This window comes from Nonomuraea sp. N2-4H (genome assembly GCF_045291505.1).
Classification (GTDB): Bacteria; Actinomycetota; Actinomycetes; order Streptosporangiales; family Streptosporangiaceae; genus Nonomuraea; species Nonomuraea fastidiosa.
Genome location: NZ_CP147987.1, coordinates 6,189,455 through 6,208,232 on the forward strand (window position 1 = coordinate 6,189,455; position 18,778 = coordinate 6,208,232).

The following is an 18,778-nucleotide window of genomic DNA, read 5'->3' on the forward strand; positions in this document are numbered from 1 at the left end:
GAGGTGGCGTGCGCCTATGGCGGGGCAGGTGGTGGGCATGCGTACACCGATGAACGAAGCCCTGATCAGGCACTTCACGGATCTGCGCGACGGCGTGCACGGCGGGGCCGTCACGCGCGATGACAAGGAACGCCTCTTCGCCCGTGCCGTCGAGCTGCTCGACCCGGTGGCGTGCCGGGTGCTCGACGAGGCCAATGCCGACCTGCTGCTCGGCACCGGGGAGGTCGTCGCCAGCGGCGTCACCCGGTCGCGGGAGGGCGGGCTGAACGCGATGTGGTCGCTCACCTGGCCGGAGCAGCGCGCCGCCCGCGTGCAGCCGATCGCGCTCGTCGCCCACTTCGGCTGCGATTTCCTCCACCCGCACCTGCGCGGCAACACGGTCGGCGACTGGCCGCTGAACGTCTTCGACGAGTCCGACGCGGCCGGGCAGCTCGACACGCTCCGCGCCATCGCCGCCGCCGACGCCCACAACCTGGTCTTCCAGGAGAGCCACCGCCTGATGCCCGCCGCGACCAGCGCCGTCCCCGCCTCATGACCGGCCGCGCACATGCGACCGCCCCGCCCCCTGAGTGAAGGGGACGGGGCGGACAAAGCCTCAGTGCGGCGGCCGAACTCCAACGGGCCGAGCCTCAGCGCGGGAATCTGGGCGCCCGGCTCGGCAGCCGAACCGGGATGGACCGGCCTCGGCGCGAAGCTCGAAGGCGGACGGACCGGCGACGGGCTCCAGCGCGGAGGCCGGGGCGCGCGGCCTCGCGGGAGATCAGGCCTCGGTGAAGCCCCGGGCACGACCGCCCGCGGACTCGCGGACGGCGGCGGCAACCGCGGTGGCGACGTCGGGGTGGAAGACGCTGGGGATGATGTAGTTGGGCCCCAGCTCCTCGGGCGTGACGACGGCGGCCAGGGCACCGGCGGCGGCCAGCAGCATCTCCTGCGTCACCCCGGCGGCCTGCGCGTCGAGCAGCCCGCGGAACACGCCGGGGAAGGCCAGCACGTTGTTGATCTGGTTGGGGTAGTCGGAGCGGCCGGTGGCGACCACGGCGGCGTGCTGGCGCGCCTCGTCGGGCGACACCTCGGGCTCGGGGTTGGCCAGCGCGAACACGACCGGATCGGGCGCCATCGAGGCGATGTCGTCACCGGTGAGGATGCCGGGCGCGGACACGCCCACGAACACGTCGGCGCCCTTGACCGCGCCGCGCAGGTCGCCGGAGTAGCCCTCGGCGTTGGTGTGGTCGGCGATCCAGCGCAGCGAGTCGTCGAGGTCGTCGCGCCCCTTGTGGACGGCGCCGAGGTAGTCGCAGACGATGACGTTGCGGGCCCCGGCCGCCAGCAGCAGCCGCAGCACGGCGTTGCCGGCCGCGCCCGCGCCCGCCATGGTGATCTTGACGTCTTCGATGTTCTTGTTGACCACCCGCAGCGCGTTGGTGAGCGCCGCGAGCACGCAGATGGCGGTGCCGTGCTGGTCGTCGTGGAAGACGGGGATGTCGAGCAGCTCGCGCAGCCGCCGCTCGACCTCGAAGCAGCGCGGCGCGCCGATGTCCTCGAGGTTGATGCCGCCGAACCCGGGAGCGATCACCTGCACGGTGCGGACGATCTCGTCGACGTCCTGGGTGTCGAGGCAGATCGGCCAGGCGTCGATGCCGGCGAAGCGTTTGAACAGCGCCGCCTTGCCCTCCATGACGGGCAGCGCGGCCTCGGGACCGATGTTGCCCAGCCCCAGCACGGCCGAACCGTCGGTGACGACCGCCACGGTGTTGCGCTTGATGGTCAGGCGCCGCGCGTCCTCCTTGTTGCGCGCGATCGCCATCGACACGCGCGCCACGCCGGGCGTGTAGGCCATGGACAGCTCGTCGCGGTTGCGCAGCGGCACCTTCGACTTCATCTCGATCTTGCCGCCGAGATGCATGAGGAACGTGCGGTCGGACACCTTGTGGATGACGACGCCCTCGATGGCCTCAAGGCTGTCGACGATCGCCTGGGCGTGGTCGGTGTCCCTCGCCGCGCAGGTCACGTCGATGCGGAGCTTCTCATGCCCCGCATTGGTGACGTCGAGGGCGGTGACGACCCCCCCGGCCGACTCGACGGCGTGGGTGAGCTGGCTTACGGCACTGCCGCCGGCCGGCACCTCAAGCCGCACGGTGATGGAGTACGACACACTTGGGACGGTCGTCACGTCGATCGCTCCTTCGGGACTGACCAAGAATGCCTCCCATGTTAGGGGGCTTTCGGTCAACCCCGCGCCTCGGCCGCCATGACGATCAGCTCCACGCACGCGGGAATGGGAATCGTGGTGCTGTCGAGAACCATGTGATACAGGCACGGATCGGACGGATCGACGCGGTAGAAGTGGCGTACGTACGCGGTCCTCGCGCGGTCGTTGTCCTCGATGATGTCGCGTGCCTCACGCTCGCTCATCGAGCCGAGCGTGGCCGTCTGGTGAACGCGGCGCCGCAGCGGCGCGTCGAGCCGCACGTGCAGCGCGCCGGGATGGCCGGCGAGCACCACCGCGCCCGCCCGGCCGAGGAAGACGCCGCCCTGGTCGCGGGCCATCTCCTTGAGCAGGCGCTCGGTGTGGCGGACGAACTCCTCGGGGGCGAGCGGCATCGCGCCGGGGACGTACATGTCGACGCCCCCGAACGTCACCGTCGGCAGCCGCATCGCCCCGGAGAACAGCCGCCCCAGGCCGTGCTCGGCGCGGTCGTCGTGGGCGAGCGCCTCCTCGAGCGTGCAGCCCAGCTCCTCGGCCACCGCGCTGGGGATCGCGCGGTCGACGAAGGGCACGCCGAGCCGCTCGGCCACGGCCGGGCCTATCTGGCTACCGGCCGTGCCGTATGTCGCCGATATGGTGACGACCCGCATACCCCCAGGCTAGAACAGGGCGCTCGCCAACGCTCTGCGCGCTTTCCCCAAAGATGGGTCATCGGCGGGCAGGGTGTCGAAAAGGCCGAGCAAATGCTTCCTCGCCCGGTCGCGCTCGTCGCCTGAGGTGCGCTTGACCACCGCGATGATGCGGTTGAACGCCTCGTCGACCTTGCCGGCCAGCATCTCCAGGTCGGCGGCGTCGAGCTGGGCGTCGATGTCGTCGGGGTTTTCCTGGCGCCGCTGCACGTCGGCGGGGTCGAGCTGAGACGTGCGCTTGATCAGGCTGACCCCCGCCAGCCCCATCTTGGCGTCCTCGTTGCCGGGCGCGCGGGCCAGCAGCCGCTCGTAGGCCGCGATCGCCGCGTCGTAGTCGCCCGCCTCGATGGCCTGCTCGGCGGCGACCAGGTCGGGGTCGGCGGGCGGGGCGGCCTGCGCCTGGCCCTCGCCCTGCGCCGGCGGCCTGGCGCCCGGATTGGCCTGGTAGAACTGCTCGACGGCCTTCATCAGCTCGTCGAGCCAGCGCCGCACCTCCTGCTCGGGCAGCACCTGCTGGAATCCGGTCACGGCCTGGCCCTGGAAGATCGCCAGCACGGTCGGCACCGCCTGCACCCGCAGCGCCTGCGCGATCTGCGGGCTGGCGTCAACGTTGACCTTGGCCAGGACGACCTTGCCGCCCAGGTCGCCGACCACCTTCTCCAGGACGGGACTGAGCTGTGCGCTGCCCGGCGCCCTCGGCGACCACAGGTCGATGACGACCGGCACGGTCATCGACCGCTCGATCACCTCCGCAGAGAACGTCTCCTCGGTCACGTCGACGACCGAGGCCGACGCCGCCTGGGGACCTGCCGCCTCCCGCCGGGCCTGCGCCTCAAGAGCCTGCTTGCGCGCGCCCAGGTCTATCGCTCCGTAGAGTGACCCGGGCCTAGAGAAGTCCGCCATGCTCTTCATCTTGCCGTATGGACGAAGCCGGGAAGTCACCCGCCGCCACCCGCAACGTGCGCAACTGGTCGAACATCCGGTGGAGTTCGTCCTCGGCGTACATGCCGAGACCGAACTCGGCCTCCATGAGGTCGGCGGTGGCGCGGCGCACGACGTCCCTGCCCTTGTCGGTGATCTCGGCGAGCACGCCGCGGCCGTCGCGCGGGTTGGGCATGCGGCACACGAAACCGGACTTCTCCAGCCTGTCCACCGTGTTCGTGACGCTCGTGGGATGAACCATGAGACGTTCCCCGATCTTGGACAGCGGCAGCGCACCCGTTCTGCTGAAGGTCAACAGGACAAGCGCCTCATATCTGGCGAAGGTCAAGTCATAGGGCTTCAGGAGCGAGTCAAGTTGCGACAGCAGGATCTGATGCGCTCTCATGATCGAGGTGACGGCGGCCATGGCGGCGGAAGGCCCGAAGTGAGCGCGCCAGCTCTCCGCGGCGCGGTCGATGGGATCGAACGGCAGGTTGAGCGGCTTGGGCTGCGACACAGCGCTACGGTAGCGCGCCGCTCGTCCCGGTTCGTCTGATTACTGTCAGCGACAGCTCTCTTTGCTTGACCAAGAATCCGGACGTCAATCATCACGCTCAGTTATGGTTCTCGTACGTATGGTGACGCGGACGCCAAGTTCACGGCCTGTGGGGACCGGCCGTGACTGTCCGGCTCCGCTTCGCCTCGGGGCACGGGGGGTGCTTGATGAACTTCAACGGGGATAAGGGTGCGTGAGCACGCGGGCGTTTCACGGGAGGAGCTGAAGCACAGCGCGGCCGTCACCGTCGCCGTCCTGCTTGCTGTCGGCCTGATCGCGGCGTGGAACGTCCTGATCCCGGGCGTAGACGCGTGGGAGAACATCGTGGCCGCGGTCATCGGCTCGCTCCGGCTGACCGGGCCCGTGGCCGCGGCCTTCGCCGCCTGGGTGGCGCTGCGCAAGCGCCGCGCGCTGCGCGGGCGCTCGCTCACGACGTGGCGGGCGCTCAAGGCGCCGCTCGCGATCGTGGTGGTGGTGCTGGGCTCGTTCGGCGCCACGGTGCTGGTGCTGGCCGTCAAGACGGTGCTCACCGACCAGGCGGGCCGGCTCAGCTTCTCGGGCCTCGGCATGGGCATGGCCGGGCTGGCGCTCTACTCGGTGATCGGGTGGGTGGCCGGCTGGGTCGCGCCGCGGCCGTACACGCCGCCGATCGCCGGGCTCGCCTGCTACGGGCTGTTCTCCTGGCTGGCCGACGACCGGGGCTGGGCCGACAAGCTCGCGCCCGGCACCGGCGAGCCGTACGACCTGTTCCAGGGCCTCAGCGGCACGACGTTCCTCGACCAGACGATCTGGCTGCTCGGCATCACGGCCGCGCTGCTGCTCGGCTGGGCGGCGCTGGTGACCAGGCAGGCCATGGTGCTGGCGTGCGCGCTGCTCGCCGTGCTCGCGGCCGGCATGGGAGTGTCGCGGGTGCTGACCCAGGCCAAGCCGGCCGCGGCGGTCGACATCGCCTACAGCTGCCAGGAGTGGCCGATCACCGTGTGCGTGCATCCCGGCATGCGGGCGGGGCTGACCGAGCTTGGGGCGACGTTCACGCAGATCGCCTCCAGGCTGGCGGGCACGCCCGCCGCGTTCACGCGGGTCGAGCAGCGCCCGCTGGACGACGAGCTGAAGCCGGCCAACGGGCTCGCGCCGGTGCACGTGCCCGACCTGTCGGCCGGGTTCGCCGAGGAGGCGGCGTACGAGTACGTCGAGTCGCTGGCGCCCCGCTGCCAGACCACGGTGGCGGAGGGCTACCGGCAGATCGTGACGGCCTGGCTGCGCGGCGAGCCGCTGCCGGGCACTCCGCTGCCCGAGCACCAGTTCGCCACGCAGTGGTTCTCCTCGCTGAGCGAGCCGCAGCGCCGCGAGTGGCTGCGCATGTTCTACACCGACTTCCAGGGCTGCCGCCTGTCGAGCACCCACTTCGGCGGCGGCCCGGGCCACGCGCGCATGGCGCCGCAGGTGCGTCCGACGCCGGAGTCGAGCCACGTCTACCCCGTCTACCCGGGCCCCGGGACCACGGTGGACGCGGCGCCCGGCACCACGTCGCAGACCCCGTCGGCTGGCCGGCCCGAGGCGGCGGGCGGCTCCGTCTCCTGACGCGGGTCCGCGTCCTGAGGCGGGTCCGCGTCCTGAGGCGGGTCCGCGTCCTGAGGCGGGTCCGCGTCCTGAGGCGGGTCCGCGTCCGGCGGCGGGTCCGTTTCCTGAAGCGGGTCCGTCTCCTAAAGGGAGCCAAGTTGTCACCGGGAAGCGGGCACTGATGATCGCTCAGCGGGTACTCATGCCGCATGACGACTTCCCAGACGTCGCCGCCCGCGGTGAGTCCCGGGCGGAGCCGGTGGTGGCGATACGCGGCGGGCCTGCTGGTGCTGGCCGTGCTGCTGGTGGTGGGCGGGCGGCTGGCCTGGTCGTGGCTCGACCCGCTGGGCGAGCGGACCATCGACCGCAGCCAGCCGGTGGTGCTGCAGTCCATCAAGGACCTGGCCAGGTTCGAGGCCGCGACGGGGAACTTCCAGGTGGTCGTCGACCTGGAGAAGGACGCCGCCTTCCTGCCCGACGCCATCAAGGGCACCCGCACGTTGTTCGTCGGGGCGGGCGGGGTGGACGCCTACGTCGACTTCTCCACGCTGGCGGCGGACGGCGTGACGGTCTCGCAGGACCGCACCGAGGCCACCGTCCGCGTGCCCAGGGCGCAGCTTGAGAAGCCCAACCTGGACAACCGGCGCTCCTATGTCTTCGCCCAGCAGCGCGGCCTGATCGACCGGGTGAGCGACTTCCTGTCCGGCTCGCCCGGCGACCAGCGGGAGCTGTACCTCCTGGCCGAGAAGAAGATCACCGAGGCGGCCGTGGCCGGCGACCTGCGGGCCAGGGCCGACGCCAACACCAAGGCGATGCTGTCGGGACTGCTCAGATCCCTGGGCTTCACCAAGGTCACGGTCAAGTTCACCGACGAGCCCTAGACGCTCCTCACCTGCGCCTTAGGCGCTTCGTGCGCCCGTCTAAGTACTCCTCATCCGGGCCGGCGCCGAGAGATAGGGCATCCGCCCGATGTGCGGGAGGGGGCCTTAGGCGGAGTCTTAAGAGTGCAGGGGAACGAACTGAAGGGGCATCGGGATGAACGCCGAATTCGACTACGCGGTCATGCAGTACCAGGCATCCGAGCTGCGCCGCGCCGCCGCCGAGGAGCGCCGCGCGCGGCAGGCGGGACGCGAGCGGCCGGCCGCAGCGCCGGCACCGCTCGGTCTTCGCCCGGCTGCTGTCCTCATGACCGCCCACAGACGGCCCGGCCGCATCCTCCCTCGCGGCCGGGCTGAAGCGCCCCCGTAGGGGCGGCCCCGAACTTCCGTGCCGGAGTCCTGGCCGGTGCGGGAGGCGGCATCGACGAGGCCCCGGTCCTTCAGCGCGGACCGGGGCTTCGTCATGCCCGGCGTTCGTCACGTTGTGTCATCGCGCGCGGGCGGATGATGATGCTCGTATGAGCAGGCGCGCACTGGTGTGGAGCGGCTCCGTGGTCGCTGTCGTCGCCCTGGCGGCGCTCTGCGTCCACGCCGCGGGCACGGGGCTGGACGAGACCGACACCCTGACCGGGGTGGTCGGGGCGTTCGTGGGGCTCGCCGGGCTGGGGGTCTCCGTGTACGGGTTGATCCGCGGCGACCCGCCCCGGAATGCAGGAGCAGGTTCCGTGGTGGTCAACGGCGACAACTCGGGCGTCATCGCGACTGGGAACGCGGCCGACGTACACATGACCACAGAGCCGCCCCGAGGGGACGTCCGCATGACCGCTCAGCCACCCCGTGAGGACGGCAGCATGACCACCGAGCCGCCGCCGGAGGACGGCCCCTCCTGAGCGGGCGTCAGGACTTCGGAACGCTGATCAGCAGCGCGTCGCCCTGGCCGCCGCCGCCGCACAGACCGGCCGCGCCCAGGCCGCCGCCCCTGCGGCGCAGCTCGTGCGCCAGCGTGAGCACGATGCGCGCGCCCGAGGCGCCGATCGGGTGGCCGAGCGCGATGCCGCCGCCGTTGACGTTGACCTTGTCGAGCGGCACGCCCAGCTCCTTGACCGACTGGAGCACCACGCTGGCGAACGCCTCGTTGATCTCCACCAGGTCGAGGTCGTCGGCCGTGACGCCCTGCCGCTTCATGGCGTGCTTGATGGCGTTGGCGGGCTGCGACTGCAGCGAGGCGTCGGGGCCCGCGACGTTGCCGTGGCGGCCGATCTCGGCCAGCCAGGGCAGTCCCAGTTCCTCGGCCTTGGCCTTGGACATCACGACGACCGCGCAGGCGCCGTCGGAGATCTGGGAGGCCGAGCCCGCGGTGATCGTGCCGTCGGGCGCGAAGGCCGGGCGGAGCTTGGCCAGCGTCTCGACGGTGGTGTCGCCGCGTACGCCCTCGTCCTCCTTGACGATGACCGGCTCCCCCGGCGCTGCGGGATCTCGACGGGGACGATCTCGTCGTCGAACACGCCGTTCTTGATGGCCGCGGCGGCGAGCTGGTGCGAGCGGGCCGCCAGGCGGTCCTGCTCCTCGCGGCCGATGCCGAGCCTGGCGTTGTGGCGCTCGGTGGACTCGCCCATCGCGCACTGGTCGAACGCGCAGAACAGGCCGTCGTGCGCCATAGAGTCGATCACCTGCGAGCCACCGTACTTGACGCCCTTGCGCAGTCCCGGCAGCAGGTGGGGCGCGTTGGTCATGGACTCCATGCCGCCCGCCACCACGATCTCGAACTCGCCCGCCCTGATGAGCTGGTCGGCGAGCGCGATGGCGTCGAGGCCCGACAGGCAGACCTTGTTGATGGTGATCGACGGGACGGTCATCGGGATGCCGGCCTTCACGGCGGCCTGGCGGGAGGGGATCTGCCCAGCGCCGGCCTGGAGCACCTGGCCCATGATCACGTACTCGACGGCGTCGGGGGCGACTCCGGCCCTTTCGAGCGCCGCCTTGATCGCGATGCCGCCCAGCTCCACGGCCTGCAGTCCGGACAGGGAACCGAGCAGCTTGCCGATGGGGGTGCGAGCTCCGGCGACGATGACGGAACTGGACATGACAACGGCCTCCTGTGCTCGCGCGTCGGGTCTTTGACACCATACCCACGAGTAAGGCGCCGCTCGCCATGGAGGTGGACCACACATGTTCATGCGCATCGACCACATCGGGATCGCCTGTCGAGATCTGGAAGAGAAGATCGAGCTGTTCTCCCGGCTGTTCGATCTTGAGGTCGTCGCCAGGGAGGTCAACGAGGAGCAGGGGGTGAAGGAGGCCATGCTGCACATCGCCGACGGCGAGGGCGGGGGTTCCTACATTCAGCTCCTTGAACCGCTCTCCGACGACTCACCTGTGGGAAAATTCCTGGCGAAGCGGGGCGAGGGCGTCCATCACGTGGCATTTGGGGTGCCCGACGTCGCTGACGCCATGTCGAAAATCGGGGAGAAGGGTGTGAGATTGCTGGACGAGCGTCCCAGGCACGGGTCCATGGGCTCGCAAATCGCGTTCCTGCACCCCAAAGACGTGGGTGGAATGCTGACAGAGCTGGTCCAAGCCGCCAAGCGATAGCAGACCGCCACAAAACGTAAAAACCGCTCATATGTAACTAGTCACGCAGAAAGTTGGACGGGGCTTCGCACGCGGCACCAGCGGAGTACGCTTGACCTTCCACCGGACATGGGGCCTGCCGAGAGGCACAGGCTCCTGGTACGGATGCCCCGAACCCCCCGTCCGGCCCGTGTAGCCGTCTCGACAACCCAGGATCGAGCCTCCATGCAGTCCGACATCGACGCCCAGCTCAACAACTTCTTCGAGGACGCCCCAGCACGCGAGTTCGACGTCGTGCTGCGCGGCTACGACCGGCACCAGGTCCACGACCATCTCAAGCAGCTCGACGGGGAGCTCCGCCAGGCCAAGGAGCAGATCGCCGCGCTCCAGCGCGACCTGTCCGACTCCCAGCGCCAGCTGCAGGAGCAGGAACGCCCCACCTACTCCGGTCTCGGCGCCCGCATCGAGCAGCTGCTCCGCCTGGCCGAGGAGCAGGCGACCGAGCTCGTCCAGGCCGCGAGGTCCGAGGCCAACGAGATCAAGGCCGCCGCGAAGGTAGAGGCCGCCGAGATGCGCGCCGCCGCCGAGGCCGAGGCCGCCGAAAAGCGCGCCCAGGCCACCCGCGAGGCCGACGAGATGCGCACCAGCGCCGAGCGCGATGCCGAGGACATCCGCTCGACCGCCCGCCGCGAGGCCGAGGAGCTGACCAACACCACCGAGCGCGAGGCCGCCAAGCTCCGCGCCACCGCCGACCACGAGGTCGCCGAGAAGCGCGCCGACGCCGAGCGCGAGATCGCCAAGCTCCGCACCACCACCGAGCGCGAGGTCGCCCAGCTGCGGGCCTCGACCAAGCGCGAGCGCGACGAGATCCTCACCGCCGCCAAGCGGCAGGCCGACGAGATGCGCGCCCAGGCGCAGCGGGTGCTGGAGGAGTCCGAGGCCAAGCGGGCCCAGGACGAAGCCGAGTTCGAGATCCAGCTCGCCGCCCGCCGCGAGGAGGCCGAGCGCCAGGAGGCCGAGCGCCACGCCACCGCCCAGGCCGCCACGCAGAAGCTGGTCGCCGAGGCCGAGCAGCGCGCCGCCACCGCCGAGTCGCGGGCCACTAAGGCCACGCAGCAGGCCGAGCAGACCCGCCGCGAGGCCGACCTGCACGCCAAGCAGCTCGTCGCCAACGCCCGCAAGAGCGCCGAGAGCATCGTCGCCGAGGCCAAGGCCAGCGCCGAGACCATCGTCACCGAGGCGAAGAACGAGGCCGAGCGCACCCGCACCGCGATGCAGCGCCAGGTCGACGAGCTGACCCGCCAGCGCGACAGCATCACCAGCCACCTCGCGCAGCTCCGCCAGCTCCTCGGCGGCGCCCCGCTGCCGGGCATGGACTCCCCCGCCCCCGAGCCCGTCACCGCGGCTCCGGCGAAGCCCGCACTCGCCGCCGCCTCGACGTCGGCCTCGGAGTCGTCCGCCCCGGCGACGACGCCCGCTTCGAAGGCCGAGGCCAAGGCCGAGGACGACGCTGAGTGGTGGCAGGAGTAGCGACCGCTCACGGGGGCTGAACGACGGCTGGGGAGAGCCTGGCGACCGCACGGTCGCTAGGCTCTCTCTTTGCCGATGGGCGTGTACGAACCGGTACGAGCCCGTCATGCACCGTCGTCACCGACCCCTCCTGGAGTTCTCTGTTGTCCGCAGACGTCGGGCCCGCGACCAAGCGGGACGAAGCACCACCCCCGCCGCCTCCGGCCGACCACCCTCCCGTACGCGAGCAGTCACCGGACGGCGAGCCAGGAGTACCCCCGGAACACGAACAGGCGGAGCGGCCTTCCGCATCACGCGAGCCAGCCGGCGACGGAGAGCCGGGACGCCCCTCCGAACGCGAGGAGGCCACCGGCAGCGTGGGCGGGCGGGCCTATGGGGCGCCCGGCAAGCCGCTGGCTCGCGGCCCCTTCCTGTTCGGCCTGGTCGGCGGCCTGGGCGTGCTGACGGCGATCGCGCTCGCCCAGATGATCGTGGCCTCGCTGAGCACGATCATCCTGGTCGTCGTCGCGATGTTCCTGGCCGTCGGACTCAACCCGATCGTCGAGGCGCTCCAGCGCCGCGGCCTGGCCAGGCGGGGCGCCATCGCGATCGTGTTCATCGGCGTCATCGTGGCGTTCGTGCTGTTCGGGCTGGCGATCGTGCCGCCGGTCAGCAAGCAGCTCACCGAGTTCATCGACGCCCTGCCGGGCTACATCACCGAGCTGAGCAACCATCCCACGCTGCGCAAGCTCGACGCCGAGTACCAGATACTCCCCCAGGTCCGTACGTTCGTCACCACCACGCTCGGCCCGGCGCTGGCCAGCGGCATCATGGGCGCGGGCCTGGTGGTGCTCAACGGCGTGTTCACCACGGTGACGCTCGTGGTGCTCATGCTGTACTTCCTCGGCTCACTGCACACGATCAAGGAGTATCTGCTCAAGCTCGTCCCGGCCTCGCGGCGGGCGCGGACGCGGGCGATGGCCGAGGAGATCCTCACCGGCATCGGCGGGTACGTCGCCGGCAACGTGCTCATCTCCGCCATCGCGGGCGTGCTGACCTGGATCTTCCTGTCGATCATCGGCGTCCAGTACGCGCTCGCGCTCGCCCTCGTCGTGGCGCTGACCGACCTCATCCCGCTCGTGGGCGCCACCATCGGCGCGGTCATCGTCACCGGCGTGGCGCTGCTCGACTCCCTGCCCGCGGGCATCGCCTGCGCGATCTTCTTCGTGGTCTACCAGCAGATCGAGAACTACTTCGTCTACCCCAGGGTGATGAAGCGCTCGGTGGACGTCACGCCCGCGGTGACCGTGATCGCCGCCCTGTTCGGCGGCGCCCTCCTCGGCATCGTCGGCGCCCTGCTCGCGATCCCGGTGGCGGCGGCGATCGCCCTGATCATCCGCGAGGTCGTCGTACCCCACCAAGACCGCATCTGACCCCCGCCCCGCACCACCGGGGCACCTGCCCCCGGCCGGGCCGGCCCGGAGCAGCGTGGTGATCCGCGCAACCTGTTGATGCGCAGCAGATGGCCGAACCTCAGCAAGCAGCGCCGTCACCGGCTGATACGCAGCAGAAGGCCAGCCACGGCAAGCAGCGCCGTCACCGGCTGATACGCAGCAGAGGGCCGGTCACGGCAAGCGGCGCCGTCACCGGCGCGTCTGACCGAGACCCAGCGGGCCGCCCCATCGGAGCATCGGCAACCGGAGTGCCCGGAGGGTCACTTGGCCGCCTGGTTGATGCGCAGCATGTTGCCCGCCGGGTCGCGGACGGCGAAGTCGCGTACGCCATAAGGCTGGTCGGTCGGCTCCTCCAGCACCTCGTAGCCGGCGTCCCTGATGCGCTCGAACGTCGCATCGCAGTCGTCGGTCTCGAAGATGACCGCGCGCAGCAGCCCCTTGGCGAGCAGCTCCGCCATGGCCTGCCGGTCGGCGGGCGAGGCGTCGGGGTCGGCGAGCGGCGGCTCCAGGACGATGTTGACGTCGGGCTGCGAGGGCGAGCCGAGCGTGATCCAGCGCATGCCCTCGAAACCGACGTCCTGGCGCACCTCCAGGCCGAGGCAGTCGCGGTAGAAGGCGAGCGCCTTGTCGTGGTCGTCGACCGCGATGAAGCAGGTGTTGAGTCGGATGTCCATGCCGGTCACGTTACGTGTCGGGACGCTGTCTTCGCCGCCTGACGCCGCACCGGCCGGGAATACTTCTTCGCGTAACAGGACGGGATGGCGGCCGCCTCGTGGTGGTCACGGGCGCGGTAGGCGCTCGGGCTCTCGCCGACCAGCTCGGTGAAGCGGGAGCTGAACGAGCCCAGCGACGTACAGCCGACCGCGAAGCACACCTCGGTCACCGTCATGTCGCCGCGCCGCAGCAGCGCCTTGGCCCGCTCGATGCGGCGCGTCATGAGGTAGCTGTAGGGCGTCTCCCCGAACGCCGCACGGAAGCTGCGCGAGAAGTGCCCGGGCGACATGAGGGCGACGCGAGCCAGCGCGGGCACGTCGAGCGGCTCGGCATAGTCGCGATTGATCACATCGCGTGCTCGCCGCAGCCTGACCAGGTCCTCAAGCGTCACGTCCCCAGCATGGCACACCCCACCGACAATCCCCCGCCCCCGGCTCAGCCACGCACGCCCCGCCCTTCACTCGCCGGGTCACGGCGGCGGCGCGCCCTTCCGCACGCACACCCGGTCACCCGCTGCGCCACTGTCCACCTGGATCGGCACGGCCGGGCAGCGCTCCGCCTCGCACTCGGCCGGCCCGGTCACCGCACGGCTTCACGCACGTCAGGCCGGTCGTCGCGCGAGCCCGCACGCGCCTGAGGGCCGGTCCCCTCGCGAGCCCGCACGCGCCTGAGGGCCGGTCCCCTCGCGAGCCCGCACGCGCCTGAGGGCCGGTCCCCTCGCGAGCCCGCACGCGCCTGAGGGCCGGTCGCCGCGCGAGCCCTTACACATGGCAAGGCCGGTCGCCGCGCAGATGCGCGCGTGCGACGTACCTGACCTCAGGGCCGGTGGTTGCGCAGCTCCGTGCGGAGGAACTCCGTGACCGCCGCGTTGAACGCCTCCGGCTGCTCGACCGCCGTAAGGTGCCCCGCCTTGGGGATGACCTCCAACCGGCCGTCGGGCGCGGCCTTGGCCATGGCGGCGGCGTCGGAGGGCGGCGAGAGCTCGTCCTCCTCCCCCACGATGACCAGCAGCGGCACCTTGAGCGCGGCCAGCGTGTCGGAGGAGTCGGGCCGGGCCGCCATCGCGCGCTGCGCCCAGGCGGCCGCGCCGGGAGGCGCCGACTGCACGAGCCCCTTGACCCGGCCGAACACCATGGCCCTGCGTTCCTTGGTCGTCGGCCCGATGAGCCCGGGCAGGACCTCGCGCACCAGCACCTCGCTGCCGGAGGCGAGCACGGCCTGGGCGATGCGTTCTCTGTTCTCCCTCGCCTGTGGCGGGTCCGGGCTGGCCTTGGTGTCGGCCAGGATGACGCCGAGCACCCGGTCGGGGTGCCGCCTGCAGAACGCCATGGTCACGTAGCCGCCCATCGACAGCCCGCCGATCACGGCCTTGTCGATGCCCTCGTCGTCGAGCAGCGCGGCGACGTCGTCGGCCATCAGGTCGAGTGACGGCTCATCGTCGCCCAGCCGCGACCCGCCGAAGCCGCGCAGGTCGGGCGTGATGACGTGGCAGACCCTGGCCAGTCCTTCCCGCTGGGCCAGCCACATGGCCGACGAGAGCGGGAATGCGTGAAGCAGCACAAGCGGGATCCCGGTCCCGGCCGATCTCGTGTAGAGCTGCACGGACCTCACGGTAACGCGGTTCACGGCGACATTCACTCAATGGCCCAAGCTGAATATCGCGCTAAATGTCGCACACGGCTAATGTCCGCCCTAAAACTGGCATTGCTCGGCGATTAAATCACCCGCACCATCCCACTCCGACCGCCCCCGGTTTTCGGGTTCCCAGTGCTCGATGCCGATATTCGGTGCTCGGTCCCGGGCCTCCCGCTTCCGGTTCTCGATGGCCGGGGCCTCCCGCTCCCGGTTTCCGACGGCCGGGGCCTCCCCCTCCCGGTTCCCGACGGCCGGCGCCTCCCGCTCCCGGTTTCCCACGTCCAGGGGCCTCCCCCTCCCGGTTCCCGACGTCCAGGGTTCCAGCTTCCGGCTCGCGGGCTTGCGGCTTGCGGCTTGCGGCTTCCGGCTCCCGGGGGACTCCCCGGTGCGGGAGCGTCCCCTTCCCGGGGCCGCCGACGGCGACAGGGCCGGAGACGGCGACGCCCGGCACCGGGAGGTACTTCGGTGCCGGGCGTCGCCGTCGTTCACGGCCGCTGCCGGGGCGGGCGGGCCGCGACCGCGGTCACCGCTCGCGCCCCAGCGGTCACTGCGCGGCGAGCTGAGCGATCTGCTCGGCGCTCAGCGCGGAGTCGTAGACGCGGACGTCGTCCACGGCCCCGGGCCAGTACCCGGTGAACGCGCCCTCCGCCTTCGTCCGGCCGAGCTGCAGCGGCCCCGTGGCGTTCCAGGTGCTCACGTGGTCCACGACGGTGCTGGATGCGAGCCGGCCGTTGACGTAGATGCGGAGCTGCCCGGCGAGTGCGTCGTACACGCCGGCCAGGTGCGTCCATTCCAGCGGGGTGGGGATGGCGTCGGACCTCGTCCGTACGACCGATGCCGCGTCGGTGTCGGCGGTGGCCATGCCGAACACCCACCTGCCCTGCTCCTGGTCGAAGCCGAGCTGGAACCCGGCGGCCCGGTCACCGGCCTGGGCGACGGCGGTGGTGTCGGCGGTGGGCAGGTGGTCGAGCTGGGTCCAGGCGGTGACGGTGAAGCTGTTCCTGGTGTCGGCCACGGGGCCGCCGGTCTGGGCGTGGCCGTCCACACCGTCGAGGGCGAGCGCTCCGTCCAGCCATCCGTACGTCCACGAGGCGGCTCCGGACAGCGTCGCGGCGGTCGCCCGGCCCGAGGAGTCGGCCGCCGTGGTGCCGGACTCCTCGTCCAGCTTCCAGTGTCCGACCAGCGTGGCAGCGCTGTGGACCAGATCGGCGACCTCGTCGGCGAACAGCGCGCGGTCGTACACGCGCACCTCGTCGACGTCTCCTGGCCAGTTGTCCGAAGCCGCCCCGGCGACCTTTCCGCGGCCGATCGTCAGGGGGCCTGTGGCGTTCCATGTGGTGATGACGGCAGCGGTGCCTTCGCGCCTGCCGTTCACGTAGAGGGTGATCCGGCCGGCCGCCGCGTCGTAGACGCCGACCAGGTGGGTCCATTCGCCGACGCGCGGCGCGGCGGACGACAGGGCCCGCACGGCCGGGGCGGAGTCGGCGTCGGCTTCGGTCATGGTCAGCGCCCAGCGGTCGTCTGCCTTGACGTACTGCAGGGCGAACGCGCCGGTGGCGGAGCCCTCCTGGGTGATGAGGGTGGCGTCGCCGTCGGTGGCGGTCAGCCGGGCCCATGCGGCGACGGTGAAGTTGCGCCTGGTGTCGACGATCGGCCCTGACGTCTGCGCGTAGGCGTCGGCCAGCCTGATCGCGCCGCCCGTACGGCCGGAGGTCCAGGTGGCGCCGTGCAGCGTGGCCGGGTGGGCGCCGCTCACGTCGGCGGCCGTGCCGCCCTGGCCTTCGTCCATCTTCCAGTGCGCGGCGGGAGCGCGTCCCGCGTTGACGTTGAAGACGTAGGTGCGGATGGGCCCGAGCTGGCCGGCGCGGTCCTTGCTGCGTACGGAGAGCACGTTGGGCCCGTCGTGCGACGGCGTGATCCGGATCGTGGCCGTGCCGTCGGCGCCGGCCGCCACCTCGGTCGTCGGCGTGGTGTCCAGGCCGTAGAGGTAGGAGACGACGTCGGTGACGCCGTTGGGGTCGAAGGTGAAGGTGCCCGCCAGGCCGACGCCGTCGCTCCAGGCGTTCTCCTCGAACTCGGGCGAGCTCACGACCGGTTCCTTACCGGGGGCGCTGGCGTCCACGGTGGCCTCGCACCACGGGCTCCACTCGCTGTTGGCGGTGCCGTCCTCGGCCCGTGCCCGCCAGCGCAGCAGCGCGCCGTCGGCGTAGTAGGCCTGCGGGATCGAGACGCTGAACGCGGTGCCCGACGACCCCTCCGGAGTGGTGTAGTCGCCGATCTTGTTGCCGTCCCCGTCGAACCACTGGAAGCGAGCCTTGAGCGTGTTGTCGACGTCCTTCAGCCTGGCCCACAGCCTGGGTGCGGGGGTGCTGATGACGGGCCGGTCGTCACCGGAGACGCAGGGGCCGCCCGGGTCGGACCAGACGTCGGCCGCGGACGGGTCGTCGGGGAAGGAGTTGTACTCGATGACCAGGCTCGGGTTGTTCTTGAACTTCTTCCACGCGTAGACGTCGGACTCGCTGGTGGCACGCAGGCCGATGGTGACGTTCGGCCAGTTCAGCGCGGCGGCCTGGATGACCTGTGGGGTGACGTCGAACTCCACGCCGCCGGGCAGGCAGCTCGAACCCCAGCCCTTGGCGACGTTCTTGGTGTCCAGCAGGGTGACCCAGTCGGGCTGGTTCTTCCAGGTGGTGGACTTGCTGATCTTGCCGGTGGCCCACGCCTCGACCTTGCGGGCGCTGCAGGAGTACGACCACGTCTCGTACGTGCGCAGCGTCGCCTTCATGATCTGCTTGCCGTGGATGGCCGAGCCGGTGTTCATCTGGAAGAACGAGCGGTTCGTCTGCGACTCGACGTGCCCCACCCTGGCGACGTCGCTGGAGTTGAGGTAGTTGGAGTTGGGCCAGTTGCTCCACACGGCCGTCCAGGCGTTGCGCGCGGCCGAGAAGTACGGGTCGAGGTAGACGGGGAACTTCGTGCCGGGGTCGGTCAGCATCTCGCGGTCCGGCCGCAGCCGCAGCTTCTTGCCCGCCAGCTCCACGCCCATGGTGGCCTCGCGGGCCTCGGGCGAGCGGCCTTCCTTGAGCGCCTGCTGACTGGTGACGCCCTTGGAGTCCCACATCTTCGGCGTGGGCGCGATGAACAGCGTGCCGCCGCCCTTGTCGGTGGCCTCCAGATTGCCCGCCTTGTCGATCTCCAGGTTCAGGCCCTTGGCGGAGAGCGGGTAGGACAGCTCGGTCAGCTTTTCGGCGGCCTGCCGCGACTTGACGACCAGCAGGTGGGAGAAGCCGTCCACGTCGGCGGTGACCTGGAGGTCCACGCCGGGCATGACGTCGGCGTAGGTGGCGGTGTCGCCGTTCAGCGTGGGTTTGGGGAGCGGGCCCGTCCAGCCCAGCTCCATCGACTTGGCGCCGCGCGAGAGGCGGGCGAGCGGGGCGTCTCCGCCGCCGGAGAACGTCAGATCGACGGCGGCGGCGACCGGCTCCACCGCACCGTCGGGACGCAGGCGCAGCGTGGTGTCCACGGGCACCCAGCGGTCGTCCTTGCGGACGCGGACCGGGCGCACGTTCAGCTCCATCTTCATGGTGCCGTTCGGCTGGGCGAAGACCGTACGGATCTCGCTGCGCAGCGTCTCCACCTCGACCGGCTGCCCGGTGTCACGGGCCTTGGCGAGCGCCGCGCGTTCGGAGTTCTCCGGCCCTGCGACGGGCGCCGGCTCCTGCCGGGCCGCCGGGCCTGGACGCGGCACCTGTTCGGCCTCCGATGGAGGCGCTGCCGCCAAAGTCGTGATCGATAACGCCGCCGCCACCAGCCCGTGCACTACTCGCATTCGCGCCTCGCCCACGCTGAGCAGGGATTACGCGCGGACGATGAACGTCGCCCGGCGTCTCCGCGATCTTCAATTGACGATCGGATTCTCGCCCGCGACGATCGCGAAGGCCAGAGTTCTGCTCATAATGCTCAAGAAATTCTTCAGCGCAGGCGGGCGCGACGGAGAGATTCGCCAGACCCCGGTGAGCAGGGCGCCCGCAGCCGGGCACGACAGCGAGACTCACCAGACCCCGCTGAGCAGGGCGCCCGCAGCC

At 71.0% G+C, this 18,778-nt stretch carries 15 protein-coding genes and 1 pseudogene; 7 read left to right on the forward strand and 9 right to left on the reverse strand.

The window, feature by feature from the left end:
- Positions 1-37 precede the first annotated feature (37 nt).
- Entirely contained in the window at positions 38-535 is a 498-nt protein-coding gene (locus WBK31_RS28345; RefSeq protein ID WP_364061059.1) for a hypothetical protein, read from the forward strand.
- Positions 536-760: 225 nt separating this feature from the next.
- Here WBK31_RS28345 and WBK31_RS28350 read toward each other — a convergent pair whose 3' ends face one another.
- From WBK31_RS28350 to WBK31_RS28365, 4 genes are read right to left on the reverse strand one after another with little or no spacing between them, the layout of a single operon-like run.
- Positions 761-2,170, reverse strand: coding sequence for an NAD-dependent malic enzyme (locus WBK31_RS28350; protein ID WP_364061056.1), 1,410 nt, complete (start codon positions 2,168-2,170; stop codon positions 761-763).
- A 56-nt stretch (positions 2,171-2,226) separates the two neighbouring features.
- A complete protein-coding gene (locus tag WBK31_RS28355) occupies positions 2,227-2,856 on the reverse strand; it encodes a cytidylate kinase-like family protein (RefSeq protein ID WP_364061053.1) in 630 nt (209 codons plus the stop codon).
- 9 nt (positions 2,857-2,865) lie between these two features.
- On the reverse strand, positions 2,866-3,798 hold the full coding sequence (locus WBK31_RS28360) for a tetratricopeptide repeat protein (RefSeq protein WP_364061050.1): 933 nt from the start codon (positions 3,796-3,798) through the stop codon (positions 2,866-2,868).
- Complete coding sequence (locus tag WBK31_RS28365) at positions 3,782-4,333, reverse strand: MarR family transcriptional regulator (RefSeq protein WP_364061047.1); 552 nt, start codon at positions 4,331-4,333, stop codon at positions 3,782-3,784. Before WBK31_RS28365 ends, WBK31_RS28360 begins: the two co-directional genes overlap by 17 nt.
- Before the next feature lie 228 nt (positions 4,334-4,561).
- Between WBK31_RS28365 and WBK31_RS28370 the strand changes: the two genes are divergently transcribed.
- The 3 genes from WBK31_RS28370 to WBK31_RS28380 all read left to right on the forward strand — a co-directional run bounded on the left by WBK31_RS28370 (position 4,562) and on the right by WBK31_RS28380 (position 7,700).
- Positions 4,562-5,953, forward strand: a complete 1,392-nt coding sequence (locus WBK31_RS28370) for a hypothetical protein (RefSeq protein ID WP_364061044.1) — start codon at positions 4,562-4,564, stop codon at positions 5,951-5,953.
- A 188-nt stretch (positions 5,954-6,141) separates the two neighbouring features.
- Positions 6,142-6,813 carry a DUF4230 domain-containing protein gene (locus tag WBK31_RS28375; protein WP_364061041.1) on the forward strand — a complete coding sequence of 224 codons (672 nt, stop codon included), beginning with the start codon at positions 6,142-6,144 and terminating at the stop codon, positions 6,811-6,813.
- Between the two features lie 515 nt (positions 6,814-7,328).
- Positions 7,329-7,700 carry a hypothetical protein gene (locus WBK31_RS28380; protein ID WP_364061035.1) on the forward strand — a complete coding sequence of 124 codons (372 nt, stop codon included), beginning with the start codon at positions 7,329-7,331 and terminating at the stop codon, positions 7,698-7,700.
- Positions 7,701-7,707: 7 nt separating this feature from the next.
- On the opposite strand, the pseudogene WBK31_RS28385 reads toward WBK31_RS28380, so the two are convergent.
- Positions 7,708-8,894: pseudogene (locus tag WBK31_RS28385) on the reverse strand (acetyl-CoA C-acetyltransferase).
- Positions 8,895-8,979: 85 nt separating this feature from the next.
- Here WBK31_RS28385 and mce point away from each other — a divergent pair.
- The 3 genes from mce to WBK31_RS28400 all read left to right on the forward strand — a co-directional run bounded on the left by mce (position 8,980) and on the right by WBK31_RS28400 (position 12,323).
- Entirely contained in the window at positions 8,980-9,402 is a 423-nt protein-coding gene (gene mce / locus WBK31_RS28390; RefSeq protein WP_364061029.1) for a methylmalonyl-CoA epimerase, read from the forward strand.
- 204 nt (positions 9,403-9,606) lie between these two features.
- Positions 9,607-10,911: a DivIVA domain-containing protein gene (locus WBK31_RS28395; protein ID WP_364061026.1), complete on the forward strand. Its 1,305-nt coding sequence runs from the start codon at positions 9,607-9,609 to the stop codon at positions 10,909-10,911.
- Positions 10,912-11,054: 143 nt separating this feature from the next.
- A complete protein-coding gene (locus WBK31_RS28400; RefSeq protein WP_364061023.1) occupies positions 11,055-12,323 on the forward strand; it encodes an AI-2E family transporter in 1,269 nt (422 codons plus the stop codon).
- Between the two features lie 281 nt (positions 12,324-12,604).
- Here the strand turns inward: WBK31_RS28400 and WBK31_RS28405 are convergent, their stop codons facing one another.
- The 4 genes from WBK31_RS28405 to WBK31_RS28420 all read right to left on the reverse strand — a co-directional run bounded on the left by WBK31_RS28405 (position 12,605) and on the right by WBK31_RS28420 (position 18,522).
- Entirely contained in the window at positions 12,605-13,018 is a 414-nt protein-coding gene (locus tag WBK31_RS28405; protein WP_364061021.1) for a VOC family protein, read from the reverse strand.
- A gap of 5 nt (positions 13,019-13,023) precedes the next feature.
- Positions 13,024-13,449, reverse strand: coding sequence for a helix-turn-helix transcriptional regulator (locus WBK31_RS28410; RefSeq protein WP_364061018.1), 426 nt, complete (start codon positions 13,447-13,449; stop codon positions 13,024-13,026).
- Positions 13,450-13,874: 425 nt separating this feature from the next.
- Positions 13,875-14,618, reverse strand: a complete 744-nt coding sequence (locus WBK31_RS28415) for an alpha/beta fold hydrolase (RefSeq protein WP_364061015.1) — start codon at positions 14,616-14,618, stop codon at positions 13,875-13,877.
- 619 nt (positions 14,619-15,237) lie between these two features.
- Positions 15,238-18,522, reverse strand: coding sequence for a LamG-like jellyroll fold domain-containing protein (locus WBK31_RS28420; protein ID WP_406673439.1), 3,285 nt, complete (start codon positions 18,520-18,522; stop codon positions 15,238-15,240).
- Positions 18,523-18,778: the final 256 nt, after the last annotated feature.